16 protein-coding genes, 1 tRNA gene and 1 pseudogene are annotated in these 16,117 nt (G+C 41.7%); 10 read left to right on the forward strand and 8 right to left on the reverse strand.

Annotated features, from left to right (window positions below; genetic code table 11):
- Positions 1–116 precede the first annotated feature (116 nt).
- On the forward strand, positions 117–287 hold the full coding sequence (locus MUN89_RS17195) for a hypothetical protein (RefSeq protein ID WP_244708983.1): 171 nt from the start codon (positions 117–119) through the stop codon (positions 285–287).
- Between the two features lie 107 nt (positions 288–394).
- On the opposite strand, the gene MUN89_RS17200 is transcribed toward MUN89_RS17195, so the two are convergent.
- The 6 genes and pseudogenes from MUN89_RS17200 to MUN89_RS17225 all read right to left on the reverse strand — a co-directional run bounded on the left by MUN89_RS17200 (position 395) and on the right by MUN89_RS17225 (position 5,583).
- Complete coding sequence (locus tag MUN89_RS17200) at positions 395–871, reverse strand: tRNA (cytidine(34)-2'-O)-methyltransferase (protein ID WP_244708984.1); 477 nt, start codon at positions 869–871, stop codon at positions 395–397.
- A gap of 54 nt (positions 872–925) precedes the next feature.
- Positions 926–1,792 carry an amidase domain-containing protein gene (locus MUN89_RS17205; RefSeq protein WP_244708985.1) on the reverse strand — a complete coding sequence of 289 codons (867 nt, stop codon included), beginning with the start codon at positions 1,790–1,792 and terminating at the stop codon, positions 926–928.
- A gap of 83 nt (positions 1,793–1,875) precedes the next feature.
- Entirely contained in the window at positions 1,876–2,424 is a 549-nt protein-coding gene (locus tag MUN89_RS17210) for a methylated-DNA--[protein]-cysteine S-methyltransferase (protein ID WP_244708986.1), read from the reverse strand.
- Between the two features lie 70 nt (positions 2,425–2,494).
- Complete coding sequence (gene queG, locus MUN89_RS17215) at positions 2,495–3,631, reverse strand: tRNA epoxyqueuosine(34) reductase QueG (protein ID WP_244708987.1); 1,137 nt, start codon at positions 3,629–3,631, stop codon at positions 2,495–2,497.
- An 18-nt stretch (positions 3,632–3,649) separates the two neighbouring features.
- Positions 3,650–5,355: pseudogene (locus MUN89_RS17220) on the reverse strand (ABC-ATPase domain-containing protein).
- Between the two features lie 154 nt (positions 5,356–5,509).
- A tRNA-Gly gene (locus tag MUN89_RS17225) sits at positions 5,510–5,583 on the reverse strand.
- Between the two features lie 347 nt (positions 5,584–5,930).
- Between MUN89_RS17225 and MUN89_RS17230 the strand changes: the two genes are divergently transcribed.
- The 4 genes from MUN89_RS17230 to MUN89_RS17245 all read left to right on the forward strand — a co-directional run bounded on the left by MUN89_RS17230 (position 5,931) and on the right by MUN89_RS17245 (position 10,429).
- Positions 5,931–6,128: a hypothetical protein gene (locus MUN89_RS17230; protein WP_244708988.1), complete on the forward strand. Its 198-nt coding sequence runs from the start codon at positions 5,931–5,933 to the stop codon at positions 6,126–6,128.
- A 487-nt stretch (positions 6,129–6,615) separates the two neighbouring features.
- On the forward strand, positions 6,616–8,799 hold the full coding sequence (locus tag MUN89_RS17235) for an FUSC family protein (RefSeq protein ID WP_244708989.1): 2,184 nt from the start codon (positions 6,616–6,618) through the stop codon (positions 8,797–8,799).
- 383 nt (positions 8,800–9,182) lie between these two features.
- Complete coding sequence (locus MUN89_RS17240) at positions 9,183–9,863, forward strand: hypothetical protein (RefSeq protein WP_244708990.1); 681 nt, start codon at positions 9,183–9,185, stop codon at positions 9,861–9,863.
- Between the two features lie 23 nt (positions 9,864–9,886).
- Positions 9,887–10,429, forward strand: coding sequence for a hypothetical protein (locus MUN89_RS17245; protein WP_244708991.1), 543 nt, complete (start codon positions 9,887–9,889; stop codon positions 10,427–10,429).
- A gap of 79 nt (positions 10,430–10,508) precedes the next feature.
- On the opposite strand, the gene MUN89_RS17250 is transcribed toward MUN89_RS17245, so the two are convergent.
- The gene (locus MUN89_RS17250) at positions 10,509–10,961 is read right to left on the reverse strand and encodes a hypothetical protein (protein WP_244708992.1); all 453 of its coding nucleotides are present in this window, start codon (positions 10,959–10,961) and stop codon (positions 10,509–10,511) included.
- A 290-nt stretch (positions 10,962–11,251) separates the two neighbouring features.
- Here MUN89_RS17250 and MUN89_RS17255 point away from each other — a divergent pair, with 290 nt between their 5' ends.
- From MUN89_RS17255 to MUN89_RS17265, 3 genes are read left to right on the forward strand one after another with little or no spacing between them, the layout of a single operon-like run.
- Positions 11,252–11,863 (forward strand): TetR/AcrR family transcriptional regulator, encoded by a 612-nt coding sequence (locus MUN89_RS17255; protein WP_244708993.1) that lies wholly within the window; start codon positions 11,252–11,254, stop codon positions 11,861–11,863.
- Positions 11,864–12,802 (forward strand): ABC transporter ATP-binding protein, encoded by a 939-nt coding sequence (locus MUN89_RS17260; protein WP_244708994.1) that lies wholly within the window; start codon positions 11,864–11,866, stop codon positions 12,800–12,802. It abuts the gene before it with no gap.
- The gene (locus tag MUN89_RS17265) at positions 12,789–13,568 is read left to right on the forward strand and encodes an ABC transporter permease (RefSeq protein ID WP_244708995.1); all 780 of its coding nucleotides are present in this window, start codon (positions 12,789–12,791) and stop codon (positions 13,566–13,568) included. The genes MUN89_RS17260 and MUN89_RS17265 overlap by 14 nt, the downstream gene beginning before the upstream one ends.
- 217 nt (positions 13,569–13,785) lie before the next feature.
- On the opposite strand, the gene MUN89_RS17270 is transcribed toward MUN89_RS17265, so the two are convergent.
- A complete protein-coding gene (locus MUN89_RS17270; RefSeq protein ID WP_244708996.1) occupies positions 13,786–14,292 on the reverse strand; it encodes a DoxX family protein in 507 nt (168 codons plus the stop codon).
- A 268-nt stretch (positions 14,293–14,560) separates the two neighbouring features.
- Between MUN89_RS17270 and MUN89_RS17275 the strand changes: the two genes are divergently transcribed.
- Both MUN89_RS17275 and MUN89_RS17280 read left to right on the forward strand, forming a co-directional pair.
- Entirely contained in the window at positions 14,561–14,752 is a 192-nt protein-coding gene (locus MUN89_RS17275) for a hypothetical protein (RefSeq protein ID WP_244708997.1), read from the forward strand.
- Positions 14,753–14,874: 122 nt separating this feature from the next.
- On the forward strand, positions 14,875–16,080 hold the full coding sequence (locus MUN89_RS17280) for an ROK family transcriptional regulator (protein WP_244708998.1): 1,206 nt from the start codon (positions 14,875–14,877) through the stop codon (positions 16,078–16,080).
- The last annotated feature ends 37 nt before the right edge of the window (positions 16,081–16,117 follow it).

Here is a 16,117-nt window from a genome sequence, read left to right on the forward strand (position 1 = left end):
TACTTAAAAAATCGCACCCTGAGCCGGGTGCGATTTTTCTATGGGAACCACTCGTTTCTTTAAGCTGGACCAGGGTTGACCATTTTAACGAGAAAATCAAAAAGTGAGGGGATCAATTGGAAGAATGGTATGGACCTATTATCCTTGTGATCGTCATTTTCGTAGTAGTTTATATAATTAGTGGTTTTCGCTTAGGATTATCTACAGGATTAGGCGCTTTCACAGGAGGAATTGTGATTTACTTTACGTTAAGACTCAATAATAGTTCTTCCCGCCGCAGGAATTAAATCCTGTCCCTCTATCTTCCTGTTCCTATTAGAAAAACACCTCCAAAAATCGATCATGGATTTTGGAGGTGTCTTCTTTGCTGACCCATTTTACCTTCCTCAAAAGGTCATTTTATTAAATTCGGAAACCCCTGCTGTTTCAATACTTCAAAAATAATGATAGAAGCCGTATTAGAAAGGTTCAAAGAACGTACCTTTTCTGTCATCGGAATCCGCAGACAACGGTCTTCAAGACCGGCCAGCAGTTCGCGGGGAATGCCATTGCTTTCCCTTCCAAACACAAAAAGAAGGTCCTTGTCAGTCTTATTAAAATCAAAATCGGCATAGGACCGCGTGCCGAAATTCTCCAGATAAAAATACTCTCCGTGAGGAAACGTTTTATATAGATCTTCTATGGAATCATAATAATGAATGGTCACTTCCTGCCAATAGTCAAGACCGGCGCGGCGGACCATCTTATCATCTGTGGAAAAACCTAAGGGCCGTATTAAGTGAAGACTTGTGTCTGTAGCAAGACAGGTTCTCGCTATGTTCCCCGTATTGGCTGGAATTTCAGGTTGAAACAGTACGATATGATTCGGCATTCAAGTTCACCTCTATAAAAATACATAGTCAACTTGACTATTATATCATACCTTCTAACCATCAATATGAAAAAATTTATATTGAATGTCAGGTGTGTAGGCTGTTGAATCTAAATAGCTCCAATAGCGGTGTCTGCTGTTAGTCGTATGGGCGTTGACAAGCGGCATGCCCTGCGTATCTTTATGGACTACAATCGTGTTATGGTCAAAACGTCCATTGCCTTGAAAGTCGTAACAAATCACATCGCCAAGCGAAAGCTGCTCAGGACTGGAAACTTCCGTCGCCGTCAAACCTTGTCTGGAGCCGCTTAAGTACCAGCGGAGCGCATTAGCAACCGCCCAGCTGTAGCTCCAGCTGCTGCCACTGTACCACCAGCCTTTACTTCGGTTTGACATCCCCCACATTGGAGCTCCGCCAGCACGCAGACACTGTGAAATATAATTGGTACAATCCACTTCAAAATGATGGTAAGAAGGATTATAGCTGTCCCACCAGCGTTCAGCATAGCGGACAGCTTCCCTGCGATTATATTTAAAGCGGACACGCTGACTTGTTTCTTTATCGACAAAGCTGGTTTCCTTGACGTTCATTTCCGTTGAAGGTTCCTCTGTTTTAATCATTTGACTGGCGAGCTTGTCTTTTTCAAAGACGGCCTTGCCATGGTAGATCCCTTCTTCCAAAAAATAATGACGCTGATCTTTAATTAATAAGGATAAGGTAAGCATGTACTGAAGCTCGGATGTTTGATCATAGCGAAATCTGTGGTAAGGCTTTATATGAAAGGTAGAACGCTCAAGCATTTGGCCGCGCTCTTTGAATCCCTCTATTTTTTTTGTTAGCCATTTTTCTTCAGATTGGGTTTCCAGCTGATCGATGATTTTTTCCCAGTACAATTGCAGCTTCCTAGTCGTTGTTTCCATAGCTCATCCCCCCTACCCCATCTTATGATGTAAGAAAGGAATCCATACAAAAAAACCATCCTTCTCCTCTGAGTAAGGATGGTTTATTGCTTTGCATCTACAACGACATGATCCGTTTCAAAGGTTAACAACTGTTGTTTCTTCTCCAAACCGCCTGCATAGCCGACAAGCTTTCCGTTACTGCCAATAATTCGGTGACAGGGAACAATAATGGAGAATGGGTTCTGGTTAACCGCTCCTCCAACTGCCCTGACGGCTTTTGGAGTTGAAAGCGCCTCTGCTATATCTTTATAAGAACGCGTTTCCCCGAAAGGAACGCTGTGAAGGAGCGTTCTCCAAACTCTTCTTTGGAAATCCGTTCCATAGCAGTTCAGCGGAACCGTAAACTCCGTTCTCTTACCTTGAAAATATTCATCAATCTCTTTTCGTGTCTGCTCCACATACCGTTGTTCAGGATCATATACGAGTTCGCCATTAAGGAAATGTTTCTTTTTCCAAGCCTGAATGGCAGCCATCCGCTCATCATAATCTCCATAATCGATCCGGCAGACTCCTTCATCATTTGCAAGTACCGTCATCGTCCCTATAGGGGTATCAAATGAGTTGTAGTACAAAAAAGAACGGTGGTTCATACGTTAACCCCTTCTTTAACATTTTTTTCTATTATACAAAAGTCCCTTCTCTATGAAAAGGTACAAATGGTCAAATTTTCTGAAATTCTAGTCCTTTTTTCATTTCATAGACCACCTGTTCGTCCTTCTCAAGTTCCATAGCTTTTTCAATCTCTTCAAAGCACTCTGCTGTCCCTATTTTTCCTAATCCCCAGGCAGCTGTTCCTCGTATAACCGGTCGTGGATCCTCGTTCATCAGCCTGATTAGTTCAGGTACAGATGATTGCTCTTTATAGTGGGCGAGCGCGATAATCGCATTCCGCTGAATTGGCTTTTTCCCTCTCCAGGAACCGGACATAGGCCCATAAGTGTTTTTAAATTCACGGTTTGAAATGGATAATAACGGTATCAGCTTCGGCTTCACCACGTCAGGATCAGGCTCAAATTCCACATGGTTATGAAAATCTTTCTTTTTATTTTTTGGGCAAACCGTCTGACATGTATCGCACCCATATAAGCGGTTACCGATTTTAGTACGAAATTCATCCGGCAAAAAGTCTTTTGTCTGAGTTAGGAAGGCAATACAGCGCTGAGCATTCAGCTGACCGCCTTGAACGAGCGCCCCTGTTGGGCAGGTATCTACACAGATATTGCAATCTCCGCAGCTATCCTCCACAGGTTCATCAGGAGCAAATGGAATATTGGTAACAATTTCTCCTAAATATACATATGAACCAAACTCCGGAGTGATAACGGCGCAATTCTTACCGCTGAAGCCTATTCCTGCCCGCTCAGCTACAGCTCGGTCTGAAAGCTCGCCTGTATCTACCATGGATTTCATTTGTACCTCAGGAAAATGCTTTTGTAAAAAGGAGCCAATTTTATTTAATTTCTCTCTAAGGACATCGTGGTAATCTCTTCCCCAAGAAGCTCGGCAAAAAATACCCCGCCGTTCCCCTTTTCTGCTTTTTGGGGCGTCGCTCATTTTGGAAGGGTAAGCCAGGGCAATAGAAATGATGGACTGGGCTTCCGGCAGTAAACGTACTGGTTCAGTCCGCTCATCAATCGTGCCTTTTTCGAATCCGGACTGATAACCAAATTCCTGCTGCGTTTGTAAACGGGATTTTAACTCTCCAAATACATCCACCGAGGCAAACCCAATCTTATCTACACCTATTTCTTTACTGTAATCAATAACTTCCTGCTTAAATTGATGAAAATCAACCACCCTGGCTCCTCCTTTCCATTATAGGTTTTTCACTTTAGCCGTTCTCATCCTGTTAAGTGCAGCGGCAATCTCAAAACGTCTTGGCCGGGCAAGCTCTCCTGGGTGCTGATCTTTAAATGGAGCAATAGAAGCTAATCCCTGCTTGTCCAGCTGTTCTTCAATATCATTCAACAATTCGTTTAAAGAACGCTCGTTACTAAGAGCATTCTTTTTATCGAGATGCATGAGTAAATCAGCAATGAGACGGGTTTGGGAAGGATCTACCAGCTGTTCTACGCTATCAAGTGAGATCTCGGTTCTTCCCATCAATATTGAGGTGCGTCCTTTAGCCTGGACTTTTTCTTTTTTTCCTCTTTTCGCTTGAATACTTTGCGGAAGAAAGGCTCTTTCAGAAAGCTCTCCAAAATGCTGTTCCGTTTCTGACTGACGCTTGCTCGGGTATTCACTGGCAATTTTCTTCGCTTCGTCCGTTACATTGTAAGGGAGATATTGGTCCATCATAATCACATCGTCTGCGACTTGGAAATAATCGCCGGATCCCCCATAACTAAAACCGTCGAGACATCCAAATCATCGCGCATTTGTTGAATTTTATCAATAAAAGGAGTAATCGGCTCTTTTTCTTTCACTACGAGCTTTTGCATGCGTTCATCTCTGATCATAAAATTGGTGGCACTTGTGTCTTCGTCAATGAGCAGGCTCCCGGCTCCGGCCTCAAGAGCTTCTATGACATTAGCAGCTTGTGACGTGCTTCCACTCGCATTTTCGGTGGAAAAATGAGAGGTATCAGTGCCATGCGGAAGATTTTTAATGAAAGGCGAAATATCCACCCCGCTCACTTGGCGACCATCCTCTGCCCGTACTTTCACTGCATTTGGATCGGTCAGAACGTATTCTCTTCCGTCACCCTTGATATGAGGATACACCCCGCGTTCTACTGCATTCAACAGGGTACTTTTTCCATGATAACCGCCGCCGACGATGAGAACAATTCCTTTGCTCAACGCCATTCCAGTGAGCGGCTCCTCTCTGTGAGGGATGGAAAAAGAAACTTCATTTTCTTTCGGGCTTTTAAATGGAACCGCCTGCTTCATAGGTCTGTCGCTAATGCCACTCTCCCGTGGGAGAACAGCATCATTGGCAATAAATGCGATCCAATCATTCTTTTTCATTTCTTTCCGTATTGCCTGGTGCTGGTCTGCCAGCTGGCTCGCCTTCTCCATTTCTTCCTCTTTAATCGTAAATATAGAATCCTTCAGAACATCTGGCAGCACTGTGAAAAAAAGCTTTTCTGCTTGTTTTCCATTGATGCGCCGTCCATTGGCAGGAAGTCCTACCGTTAAACAAATCGTTACATCATCTTCGTTGATGGTGACAGCCGTTCTATCGATTATCTCCTGTCCCGGCCTGTCAATCGCTACCATGCCACTTTTCCCTGATCCTTTGACGTTAGCGTGTGTCCGGGAAAGTGTCTTCGCAACTTTCCGGTTGATCACATCTTCTACATACATCCTTCGCCATAAATCCTGCTTCCATTCCTGTTTGATAGATCTTTTCTGGGTAGGTACCTTTACTCTGATCTTGGATGGAGCGGCAAAAGGATCCCCTTGTACGTAATCAATCAATAATTCGTAATCTGGAAAAGAGTAAGCTCCTTGAATCTGCTTATACGCTTTATAGCTCTTTCCATCGATTTGCTGTAATTGTTTCTGTAAATGGTTCATAGATATTCCTCCAATTAAACAGTTTCTAGTAAAGGATGTATCCGAATTCCAGCAGTAAAAAACGCAATGCTTCGTTGGTCAATAAACGAAACACTGCGTTGGCTCACGTAGTTATAAATATATTAATGCAGCAGATCTTTTGTGAAAAGATCTATGGAGCGGATGAAGGGAATCGAACCCTCGTCATCAGCTTGGAAGGCTGAGGTTTTACCATTAAACTACACCCGCGTTTAAATAGTTTCATTAGCCTCGTTTTTACATGTCCCCAACTCCGAGGGGAATTCAGAAAATGATCCCTTCAAAAGACATTGTGAAGAGTCATTCAAAGTGATATTTGTAATTATAACAATCCTCTCAAATCAGTGCAATAAAAAATTTACGTTTTTTTGTCGAAATTTTAACTTTATATTTACATAGATTTATAAGGGACCTGCAACCCTCGTTAAATTAATCATAGTATACGTATAGATACGTAATGTTAAACTAGTTCAATAGAATCATTTTATGGATAACCTTTAGCACTTTAGCTTTCCATACATAAGCTATTTTCTGTGAAATTGAAAGGAGGGAGCTCATTGATCAATTTATTCCTCGGTATATGTATGCTTGCCTTAATTGGACTTATCCTATGGAGTTATTTATTCGACCCAAATAATGCGCTTGTCGTAAGTACGACAAAAAAAGGATTTACCCTCTTGCTTATTGTCCTCGTCCTAATCTGCCTTTATTTACTCATCACAGGTATTTATTACAGTTTTTTCTATACCAGTTAGACAATTGGATCACTTAACAAGAGTGATCCTTATTTGTTCTGAAAAGGGCACAATAAAAAACATGCAGATGAACGTAACGTTCTCCACATGTTGAATGAGTTTTATACACGATAATTATCTCTTTCTTCCTATTTGTCCGGTTTACGATTCGACTGGAAAACGAGGATTGTTGAGAAAATAAGAAAAGCGATCAAGTTAAGGGCATCAATGGAAAAGTTTAAGACGTCTAAAAGAAATTTGGCATCCATTTGCTCTCCACCTCCTCCTAATTAAAAACGAACCAGCTGCTTTCGAATTATGGTTCCATGTTGGAGGGTTCTTTAGTTCACTTTATCTGCATTGGTTGGAACTTAAAGATTAGTATTACTCCTTAGGATGATCATTTCCCTCTTTTTTATGCTCCCCCTTTTTCATCCCTTAAACGTAATTAGTTGAATTGATTTCTTCCTCCACTTACCATTAGAAAGTAAGAAAAAAGTAAAAAGGGTTGATAACCATTAGACACCTTCATAGAAATAATTACTGGCTGTCGAGATTTCTTGCTGCTGATCCTGGCCGAAAACGATTAAATCAAGCGGGCAAAGCAACAATCAGTCTTATTTCAGCCATATTTACAACTCTTTTGATTTTGCATGGAAGTGGACAATCTCTTTTTACACCAGCCATAGTATCCGGTATGGCAGGATTAATGGGCATCATGGTTGTGATGGATGATACAAAGCAAAAGAAACAACTGACAACAGTTCTGCTAGCCGTCTCCGCTTCATTGGGGATTACCGCAGGTTCATTACTGTCAAGCAACGCTATTTTGATAGGTACCGTAATGGTAGCGGTAATATTCTGCGCCTTTTATTTTTCTAAGTATGGAAGCCGATATTTTTCACTTGGCATGATTGGATTTATGACTCTTTATTTTTCTTCCATTCTTAAGCTCTCCCCCGTCCAGCTGCCGTGGTTTTATCTGGGCGTGGCGATAGGGATCTGCTATGCCTTCTTATATAACTTTGTTATTTTCAAGGATTCAGCGCAAATATTAAAAGGCAGCATGCGTTCCTTTCACATTCAGGCAAACCTGACTTTTCAAATCCTCATCTCCTTAATGGAAGATCCTAAGACGAGCAAAAAGCGTTTGAAAAGTTTGAAGAAAAACAATGCCAAACTAGGTGAATACGCCCGGAATGTATCTGTGGATTTAAGCGATCAAGATGTGCGGCAGGTGTGGCCCGGACTCAGCACTTCTCAACTGCGTCTGTACGTGTTTGATACTGCAATGCTGATGGAGACGCTCACCGATTCAGTACAGCAATTAAAAAAAGCGGAGGCATTGGAAGCGGAAGAATTAAAAAAACTGCTGATTTGGGTCGTAAAGTCATTAAGAGACGCGGAAGTTCTTGCTCAAAATTATAAAGAACAGCACTTACAGGAAGCAGAAAAAGCGGTGCAAGCGTTGCGTCTGGATTTAGCTGAACGACTTCATCAAGCGGAAACTGCTTCTAAAGGATGGCTCTATTTAATTAGGAGAATTGAGTCCATTGCCAACCACGTAATCGAAGGAGCGGCTTCCATTCAAACCTCTTTACACTTAAAGAGAACGCCAAAAGAAGATCAAGAGGATGAAAAGGAAGCGGAAGAAACAGACTCGAAAGAAGAGAAGGGACTCAAGCCCACTACAAAAAAAGCGATTCAAGCATTAATCGCTGGCGGAATTGCCATTGTGGTAGGGTATTTAATTTCTCCTGCTCAGCCTTACTGGGTTGTACTGACTACATTTATTGTGCAGTTAGGTACGGACTCCGTTGGAAGAACATATGTGAAAGGACTGCAGCGCTCCTTGGGCACAGTAATCGGAGCTGTTATTGGCTTTTTCCTGGCCCAGTTCGTCTCCGGACATTCTGTGCTTGAAATTGGCTTACTATTTGTAGAGGTGTTTTTTGCCTTTTATCTATTTTCTGTATCCTATACATTAATGAGTATGTTCATCACGATGCTGATTGCCTTTATGTATGATTTGCTGCTCGGAGGAATCAGCCTGTCTCTCCTCGGAGCCCGCGTGCTCGACACTATTGCAGGAGCTGCCATAGCCTTAGGTGTATCTGCATTCATTTTACCCAAGCGCACAAGAGACAAAGTCGATGATGCACTGGTGGATTACATTGATGAACTGTCACCCTACATCCGGGATTATGTCAAACGTTTTCACGAGCCGGTAAATGTTAAAAAGCTTGCAGATCGTGCCTTTACACTCGACCAGAACCTGCAGGTCATTAAGGATGAAGCACAGTCCCTTCTCCAGCGCCCCGGTATGTTCAGCCAGTCAAGCATATCAAGATGGATCACCATTTTTACGGCGATGAACTACTATGCGAAGCATCTCGTAGCCTCTTCCTACCAAAAAGAATTTGATTATCCCGGCGAGTTAATCGAAGTATTCCGAGACATTGAAGAAAAAACGAGTCATAATCTAGAGCATTTAAAACGTTTGATCAGAGGAAAAGCCCACGCTCCAAAGCACTATTCCTTAAAAAAAGAACGGGAAGCCATTGAACGTCTGGCACCAGGACGACACCAGTCTAAAGGTGATTTAATTCATCATCTCTACTATATTTGGCGTATCAACCAGTCCATAGTTCTGCTTGGAAAAGAGCTTGGGGGCACAAATACCGATCATTAATTTTTGAAGTAGAGGCCGGGACATAAATCCCCCTTCTAAAGACGAACAATGAAGGGTAGGGAAATCTTCTGTCGGAGCGGCCATGGTCCCATCACCTATAAGAAATTGAAGTTGAATGAACCTAATAATCCGAACGAGGGTGAAGTCTTATCGTACTAAGTTCACCTTCATTCGGATTTTATATTGACTAATACTCTTGTATCACAGACCCAAATTCATTGTCTGCTTTTATCCTGCAGATAAGTGATTTCTTTTTGCTGGACGTTACTTATTTAAATCGAAGAGTTTCTCCAGGAATAGGATTTTGTTACACTTATGTATGAAGAATATCCCCTGCAAATTGACCGATTTCCATTCCAGTTTTTTCAATAATAGGAGGAACTATGAGAAAGAAACTCGTTTTTCTTACGATCGCTTTTTTATTAGCAGCTGTCTGCAGTATTGGGTTAACGAAAGCTGATGCAGATGGATACTTCTTAAAGAGCTTTTGGAATCAAGAAAAAAAGAAAGGAGAAAAAAAGGTATCCGGTATAGAAGCGAGCATGAATGAAGATTATCATGCGAAAGCTTCGCATGGAGAGATCGTACATAAACCCCAGCCTGTCATGAAAGTGGAAGGCAAATTATATGAAATGATCAATGACTTAGACTATGAAAAGACGCCTGCAGAACCACAGTTGAAATCTGATGCTATTCCGGAAAACACCGTAAAATCAATAGTCACGTACATAGGGAACGGAAGCGTCATCCCTGCTGGGACTATAAAAAACCCGAAAACACCACTCGAACGTAAACAGCGGATCGCACAGCTGATAAGAGGAATTGCGACCGATGCCCTCAGCGGCCGCTATCCTAAAGGCCAATATCCTGAAAAAGAACTAAAAAGCCAGGTACAGACCAAGATTTCTCATATTGACGAGCTGCTGCAGCTCTCCACAAATTCACCTTTGAATGAGTTGGCTGAGGAGGCCAAACACCATTTTAATAAAGCCATTGAAGAAAACTCGGTGAAAGAATTTTATAAAGCTACCTTTAATATGCGCTTTCTTATAAAGTCAATGTGAAAATGAAGAGGAGGAAATTATAGATGGCAAACTCACATGTCTATATTTACAACGGTGCGACACAAACAAATAGTGACGGTACTCACTTGATCGATGGCCAAGTTGTTTATCAATTCAGCTCGAATTCTTACGGTTATGATAATTTTGGTTATTGGGATCGGGGGCAATGGACAGAATTTGCTCTCAAAGACAGCAATCCAAACGGCATATATTTATCAAGCGGTGGTGGCTCAGGATGGCTGTATTCGATTACGGTCATGAATTACAAAGTATGGGGAAACCATTGGCGCTGCTCGAGATCCGGCGGAGCCTATTATGATTTGCGCGGGGGTGCCACCCTTTCCGATGGTTACGGAAATTATCAATATCTAGGGGCAAGCGACCAAATTATTTTCGGCCGGGAAGGCAGTTATAACCAAGGCAATACATTAGGAGATCAATACGAGTGGGTGCAATGCTACGGATATTACGACGAGAATAAAAACTACACCGATCTCGACTACTGGTACATAAATATCGATGATCAGAATTATGGAGTTTCCAGCTACAGTGTAAATACATATTAATCAACAAAACGCCCCGTTATTTCTAAATAACCTTTTCCTGTTTAACAAAAAAGGAGCCGATACCCCGGCTCCTTTTCTCTTAGAGAATAATTGTGTTTTTTATGGCAGCAATTAAATGTTCAAACTCTTCACTCACCTGATTAACAATGGACGGTTCCTGATAATTCTGAGCATGAAGTTTGGACAAGCCAGGTTCAATTTCAATCTTAGTTCCATTTAAGAATACCATTTCCAGTTTGTGAGGAGGTGTGTTATCTACAAGGCTATAGTCGTCAAAGTATTCCTTCATGGATATAATCCGGTCCGTAAACAAGGTTTCCTTTGTAACAGCCAAATCTTCAGAAATGGTCAAAATCGTCAACGTGCGGTCATTGATATTTACGATATACAGGTAATGCAATTCTGGGGTGAGTACTTCCAGGGTCCGATAGTTATCTGATTCAAAAACCTCTTCCGTAAACTCCAGTACAGCAGCCGTCCGCAAATTCGAAACACCCTCAGAGCTTAACCTTTCACGAATTGCAGTTGACATGGAAACACTCCTCCTAAAAAATTTGTTCACTGATAAATTTCCTAATTTTTGCATATTAAAACCATTTTTAGTTAAAATAATCCATCTTTACTATCATAAAATACACCACCAAGTACCTATCATACTGGTTATTTTATCACCGTTAGAATTTTCAGGACTTTTTATCCTGAACAATTAACACGGAATATCCATTCGGTCAAATAGATCTTGCAGGATCATTCAGCTTGATTTATAATCATATTGTGAATAAAAAATAAAATAATTCATATATTCACTTTGGAGGTTTTAGTATGCCTAAAGGATTTAAACAAGAAGAAAAGCAGCACATCCAGCAAGCGCTTTTGGCAGAAGGCCGTGAGCTTTTCTGTCAGTTTGGTCTTCAAAAAACGAGCATCCAGGATATTACGAAAAAAGTCGGAATAGCTGCTGGTACATTTTATAAATTTTTCCAATCGAAAGAAGAGCTCTACTTTGATATTCTCGCGAACGAAGAAGAAGAAGTGAAGAACTTTTTGAACAATTTAGACGTCACCAATAGCAGCAATCCAAAATCTGTGATTAAACAGCATCTCCTGACGACTATCGAAATGGTGGAAAAGAATCCTTTAATGCGTCAAATATATCTAGGAGACAATATGAATGCTCTATCCAGAAAAATTCCTGAAGAAAAATTAGCCAACCATTTAAAGGAGGATAACCAAGCTTCTTCCGTCCTTATTACCAATTGGAAGCAACAAGGCGTAATTATTAAATATGAACCTGAACTTGTAACAGGGTTGTTCCGGTCATTATTCATGCTTACCTTACACAAAAAAGAGATCGGTGAAGATATCTACCGGGCAACGATTGAGCTCCATGTCGACTTGCTGGTGGAAGGGTTAATAGAAGAGGAAGTGAAATGAATGGGATATGCAATTCAAACGAATCAACTAACCAAATCCTATAATGGGTTAAAGGCCGTTGATCAAGTGTCCATCAGCATTAAAAAAGGAACCATTTACGGCTTTTTAGGATTAAACGGTGCCGGAAAAACGACCATGATCCGCATGCTTTTGGGGATGATTAAACCTAGCGAGGGCAGCTGCTATATTGACGGTAAACAAGTAGTTCAAGCGAATCCTTCCATTTGGGAAAAAGTCGGATATATGGTTGAAACTCCTCGTGCGTATCCGGAATTGACGGTGAAAGAAAACCTTGAAATATTCCGCCGTCTGAGACTGGTCGAAAATAAACAAGCCGTCCATAACGTTTGTGAACAATTAAAATTAACGGCTTATGTCAATAAAAAAGCGAAGCATCTTTCCCTGGGGAATGCCCAGCGGTTAGGGATAGCGAAAGCTTTGCTGCACCAGCCGGAAATACTTATTTTAGACGAACCCGTCAACGGACTGGACCCGGCAGGGATTGTTGAAGTTCGTGAATTACTTCTTGATCTAGCTGAGAATCATGGCATTACCATTTTCATATCCAGTCATTTGTTAAGCGAGATTTCAAAAACAGTCAGCCAAATCGGAATCATCCACGAAGGAAAGTTAGTGGATGAAGTCAAAGCAAAGCAGTTGAACCGTCTGCTTAAAGAGCGGCTTGTGATCCATACTCGTCATAATGCAGCTGCCGGACGCCTTCTCAGTGAATCGGGGTACTCCTGGCAGCAAAATAAAGAAGGGCTCATAGAATCCTATCAGCCCGAAGCTATTAAAAAGCCGGAAAACATCGCCCGCCTGCTGACCGAACATCAACTTCCGCCCGTTCGATTAACTGTAGAAGAAGAAGATTTGGAAGCCTATTTTCTAAGAGTGATTACAGGGAAAGGAGTGGAACAGCTCCATGGAATATTATAAAGCAGCACTTACAACTGAGCTTCTGAAAATCATAAAATCAAAAATGATTTGGATTACGTTAGCCGCTCTTACTCTCGGTCCTCTCATGAGTGCATTTTTCATGTTTGTCTTAAAAAATCCTGATCTTGCTGAGAGCTCAGGGCTCTTAGGGGCCAAAGCAGAAATTGCAGGAGAAGCCAACTGGCCCTCACTCTTAAGCATGCTGGCCCAAATCATTGCCGTCGGTGGGGTAATCGTTTTTGGGTTTATCACAAGCTGGGCGTTCGGCCGAGAATATACGGATGAAACAATTAAAGACCTCATCGCCCTGCCTTTTCCCCGCTGGGTCATTATTGTGGCAAAATTTACGGCAGTGTTCATCACTTGTATCGTCTTCTCTATTTATGTATTTGCATTAGGTATACTGCTAGGTTCGCTCATTCAACTGCCTGGTTTGAATCAGGCAGTCATGGCTCATGGACTCTACCAATATGCGCTCACAGCTCTTTTTACGATTGCACTCAGCACCCCAGTCGCGTTTTTTGCCAGTTACGGCCGGGGCTACCTCGCTCCTCTCGGTTTTATCATTATTATGGTATTACTGTCGCAGATTATCGGGGCTATTGGATACGGAGATTATTTCCCTTGGGCTATTCCCGCCTTATTTTCAGGTATGACCGGTGTAGAAAGCCCTTTGAAAGTAAGCAGCACCTTGATTATTCTGTCCACCTGCCTCATAGGACTTTATGCCACTTTTTCCTGGTGGAAAAATGCGGATCAGCATTGAATCTTTTTGGAAAAACGAAACCTTTAGTTGACCAAAAACGTAAGTAAACCAAAGACTCTAAGCGAGGTGAGGCTTATGTGGTTTAAACTTTTTCACAAAGCTAACCGTCCCACTAAGATCGCTCTGCTCACTGGCTCTGCTGCTCTATTTGCCGGCGGACTTTTCCTCCTGTTTCATTAGAATAAGGGTCCTGGCAATCAGCCAGGACCCTTATTCGTTATACAGCCTGAATTTTCCGGTGATGAATGTGTCGATGTGTATAGTTTTTAACAAATGGCAAGACCCAGCGATCAAGTCCATAACGGCCGGCATTGTAACCAGCAACTAGGAGAAACACAGTGAGCAGAATCATTTGACCGTTCGTGCTTACAGTACCGCTGAATAAGAAAGCAAAATTCATGATAATTCCCATAAGTGCAGCGAAGTTAGTAAAGATACCTAGAATTAAAGCGATACCAACAAGAAGTTCACCCCACATGACTAAAAAGGTAAATAAACCGGCATTTGGAAGAGCTACATGTTCAAGAAACGTTCCCCACCAGCCTTGGACAGCTGGGTGTTCCCCTCCTGTATTAGCGATTGCCCCTTGAAGAAATCCAGTAGCATCAAATCCATCTCTGATTTTGTGAAGTCCCCCAGTAATCCATTCATAGCCTAAATAAATTCGTAGGACGGCAAGCACCCCAGCAACTACTTTGTTGTCTCTCAAAAATTGAACAAACATTGTTAAACGCTCCCTTCTCCATCCATATTAATTGTTCAGCATTTCACAAGAAGTAATGTATCTTCCTTACACTTATAGAATATCACTTTCTGGTCTATTTGAACCTCAATTGCTCACTGTTTCACAATTTAGTAACAAAGTTATGAAAAATTTGTGAATCCTGGTAATTGAGCAGGAACTCTTCGCTTGAAAAATGCTGTCAGCTTCGACAAATCCGTTACGGAAACGTTATAATAAGTGTAATTTATTGGACGACCTGGAGGGATTCATGATGATTGCAAGACTGCTTACTTTCTTTATCATTGCTGCAGCCTTAGTTGCGGTCGTTAGCATAGTTGCACCGCAGTACTTAAGCTATGTCTGGGTGGTACTCTGTGCCCTGTTTATAGTGAGTGTAGGGTATTTGATTTATGTGTATGTGAGAAAAACAATGGCCATGCTGAAGGATAAAAGTAATTAAGACTTAGAGCGTGCTGCTCTAAGTCTTTTTATAAAGATTGTACAGTTAGTTAATTAATTTAATTATGTTATAATAATCCCTATACAAAATTAACGGTTTATTTGATCTCTGGAGGGACATAGATGAGTACACAAATCCGAGGAAGCTTTCATTGGATGAAATCTTTAAACAAATCCATTATTTTAAATAAGATTAGAATGGACGGCCCTATCAGCCGTGCAGATATTGCTAAGCAGACTAAGCTTACCCCTCCTACCGTGAGCAGTATCGTGAAAGAATTAATAGAAAGTAAACTTGTTATAGAAAGCAATCAAGGCGAATCAAGTGGTGGACGCAAACCAACGATGCTGATGATCAATGCATCCAATTTTTTTGTCATTGGTCTTGATATCGGCCCTAAATGGCTAAGGGCTGTGATAGCCGATTTGAATGGAAAATCCTATGATTCTGCGATCCATCACATTCCAGCCTCCATTACCGAACAATTACTAATTGAACTGACTACAGATACCATCGAATCGATTTTTTCAGCTCATCCAGAAAGCCAGGAGAAAGTCATTGGCATCGGCATCGGCATGCACGGTGTAGTTGATGCTGATGCCGGAATTGCCACATACGCACCTTCCCTGGACTTACGGAATATCCCCTTTAAAGAAGTGCTGGAAAAAAAGTTCAATCTGATTGTTAAAGTGGAGAACGATGCTCGTGCTTTGTCGCTTGGAGAAGCCTGGTTTGGAAAAGGAAGCAATTCGGAACACGTGATTACTGTGAATGTTGGCAGAGGAATTGGCGCTGGAATCGTCATCGATAACAAGCTGTTTCGAGGCAAACACCAAATTGCAGGGGAAATTGGACATATGACCATTGATTTGTCCGGACCCCTTTGCGATTGTGGGAATTACGGCTGTCTACAGACGCTTGCTGCAGGGCCGGCATTAGTAAAAAGAGCCGTAAAATCTATGTCCATGCACCCTGAATCCTCTCTTCATTCTTTTAAGGAGGAGGACATAACAGGAAAAGTGATTTATGAAGAAGCGGTTAAAGGAGATGCATTTTGCAAAGAAATCTTTGAAGAAACAGGGGTTTATTTAGGAACAGGCTTGACGAATGTGATTCACACATTGAACCCTGAACGTATCGTGATTGGCGGCGGTCTGGCAAATGCAGGCGACCTGCTTCTCGATCCAATTAAAGCCACGATCACAAGAAAAGCTCTAACAAAAGAAGCCAAAGAAACAGAGATTGTTTTCTCAAATCTAGGTAAATTTGGAACAGCTCTAGGTGCTGTTTCCTTACTGCTCGTGGAAATGTTTGCAAAAGCAGAATAAAACATCTCTTTTTCCCAATAGCTGGAGAACGGGTTTT

The organism is Halobacillus salinarum (assembly GCF_022919095.1).
Taxonomy (GTDB): Bacteria; Bacillota; Bacilli; order Bacillales; family Halobacillaceae; genus Halobacillus_B; species Halobacillus_B salinarum.